At 27.7% G+C, this 2949-nt stretch carries 2 protein-coding genes; both read right to left on the reverse strand.

The genetic code is table 11. From position 1 onward, the window contains the following. Positions 1–14: 14 nt before the first annotated feature. Positions 15–1187, reverse strand: coding sequence for a tRNA uracil 4-sulfurtransferase ThiI (gene thiI, locus BN899_RS14610; protein WP_042276893.1), 1173 nt, complete (start codon positions 1185–1187; stop codon positions 15–17). A gap of 19 nt (positions 1188–1206) precedes the next feature. Beyond that, entirely contained in the window at positions 1207–2358 is a 1152-nt protein-coding gene (locus BN899_RS14615) for a cysteine desulfurase family protein (RefSeq protein ID WP_042276895.1), read from the reverse strand. Between the last annotated feature and the right edge of the window lie 591 nt (positions 2359–2949).

The raw sequence follows: 2949 nt of genomic DNA on the forward strand, positions 1-2949 counted from the left end.
TTTTTTATATATTATTAAAATTCTATATCTTCTACTTCTACATTAGCTATTGCATCTTCTATTAATTTTTCAACATCTAATGCACTTTCTGATTTTTCTATTCTCTCTAATCTAGGTTTAGTTACTGGTTTCTTTGGCGAAAATACTGTACAGCAATCTTCTTCTGGTAATATTGATGTTTCGAATGTACCTATTTTTTGTGCTATTTCTATTATCTCTGTCTTGTCCATTGCTATTAATGGTCTAAATACTGGTATGCTTACAGCTGCATTAGTACAAGTTAATCCTTGTATTGTTTGAGATGCAACTTGTCCTATACTTTCTCCTGTAACTAAAGCCTCACAATGTCTCTTATCTGCTAATCTCTGTGCTATTTGCATCATGAATCTTCTAGATATTATAGTCATTTCTTCTTCTTTACATTTAAGACCTATCTCTTTTTGTATTTCTAACATATTAACTTTATGAAGTCTTACTCTTCCACAGTATTTTGCTAGTATTTGAGCTAAATCTCTAACCTTCTCTTGTGATTTTTCACTTGTAAATGGATAGCTATGGAAGTGTACACATTCTAACTCCATACCTCTTTTAGCAACCATCCAAGATGCAACTGGAGAGTCTATACCACCTGATAAAAGCGACATCGCTCTACCATTAGTTCCAAGTGGTAATCCACCGTAACCTGCCACAGTATCACTGTATACCATAACATGATTTTCTCTTAATTCACATTTTATTTTTATTTCCGGATTTCTAACATCTACCGCTATTCTATCCTTTACTTCAGATACTAAATATCCACCTATATCTAAGCTCATTTGTTGAGAAGTTAATTCAAATGACTTATCTCCTCTTCTTGACTCAACTTTAAAACTTTTATATCCTTGTTCTATCTTTTCCTCTAACATCTTTAATGCTAGTTCCTTTAAGTTCTGGTAGCTTTTTTCTCCTCTTACAGCAGGACATACTCCAACTATACCAAATACTTGTCTTACTTCTTCTATAACTTCTTCATAGTCATAATCTTCTAAGTCTACATATATTCTTCCATACTCTTTATAAACATTAAAGTTTCCTATTGGCTTTAACATATTTTTTATATTCTTTATAAGCTTATTTTCAAATAAGTATCTATTCTTTCCCTTTACACCTATTTCTCCGTACTTAACTATTAATATATTGTACAATACTATCACCTCTTAATTTTTATCGTCTTCTTATTATCATTCTTAAGTCACTTACTGATTCTTTCACCACTTTTATAGTTTCTAATATCTCTTCTTCATTATTCATATCACTTAAACTAAATCTTATAGCTCCCTCAATCTCATCAGGATTAAGTTTTATTGCATTTAACACATGACTTCCTTTTTTCTTAGATGAACACGCTGAACCTGTAGATACATATATTCCTTTTTGTTCTAAATAATGAAGTAATACTTCTCCTTTAATTCCTCTAAAAGAAACATTTAGTATGTGGCATACTCCATCATCACTAGAGTTTATCTTTATATCATCTATATTTTCTAATAGACCTCCTTTAAGAATATTTTTTAGATTAGCTATTTTCTCTATATTCTCATCTAAATCTTTATTTGTTATCTTTATAGCTTCTCCTAATCCATATATACCAGGAACATTTTCTGTACCTGATCTTATTCCTATTTCTTGTCCTCCTCCTGTTAAAAGAGGTTTTAATCTATTATTTTCTTTAATGTACATAAATCCTATACCCTTAGGTCCATGTAATTTATGCCCGCTTATACTCATAAAATCTATATTATATCTTGATGGCTTAAAATTAATCTTCCCATAAGATTGTACAGCATCTACATGTAAATATACTTTATCATTTAACGTTTTTAGATGCTTACCTACTTCTTGTATAGGTTGAATAGCACCTATTTCATTATTTACATGCATCATAGTTACTAAAGATGTTGTTGGTTTTAATGATTTTTTAAATTCTTCAATATCTATTATTCCTTTTTCATTAACATCTAAGTATGTCACTTCAAAACCTTCACTTTCTAAGTCTTTAAGTGTATCTAAAACAGATGGATGCTCTATTTTTGTAGATATTATATGATTTTTTCTTTTCTTGTATAGATTAGCAACACCTCTAATTATAGTATTGTTAGATTCTGTTCCACCAGATGTAAAGTATATCTCTTTATCTTTTGCCGAAATAGATCTTGCTATATCTTGTCTTATGGATTTTATATTTTTTTCAACTTCTATACCTTTTCTATGTAAAGAAGATGGATTCGCATAATCCGTACTAAGTGCATAAATCATTTTTTCAACTACTTCTTTATATGGTTTAGTTGTCGCACTATTATCTAAGTATATCTCCATATACTACACCAACTTTCTATTATTGATATATATTATTTATTTTTACCGAATTTATATTTTACGTACTAAAATGATAAAAGTTTTACATAAATCAAATTTCAATTATTTCTTTTCCTTTATTGTATATTATGCACTTTATTTAAAATTCATATCTTTATATTATACCATTAAATTTTATATATTTTAATATTTAATACCTTAATGGATTAAAATATGTTGTGTTAATTTATAATAATTATCCATTTAAATGTTTTTATTTATATAAATTGTTTTTTATTAATATATTTTGTAAATTTTTATGTTTTTTGTGGAAAATTATTGATTAAGCTGTCGAATTTTGATATTATTTAATTAAGGTTATCCCCCTGATAACCTTAGTAAAATCTCTATTCACAATACCCCATTTAATGAATACTAAGTATTCATTAGCCTACTTTCAATCGGAAAAGAAGTAGGTTTTATTTTTTTGTTTTTTATTCGATAAAAATTTTTTTTTGAAAAACTATTGATTTTTCTGTCGAATTTTGTTATTATAAATACATGGTTATCCCCCTGATAACCTTAATTAAAATCTCTATTCCCAATACCCCT

This window comes from Faecalimicrobium dakarense, from assembly GCF_000499525.1.
GTDB classification, from domain to species: domain Bacteria; phylum Bacillota; class Clostridia; order Peptostreptococcales; family Peptostreptococcaceae; genus Faecalimicrobium; species Faecalimicrobium dakarense.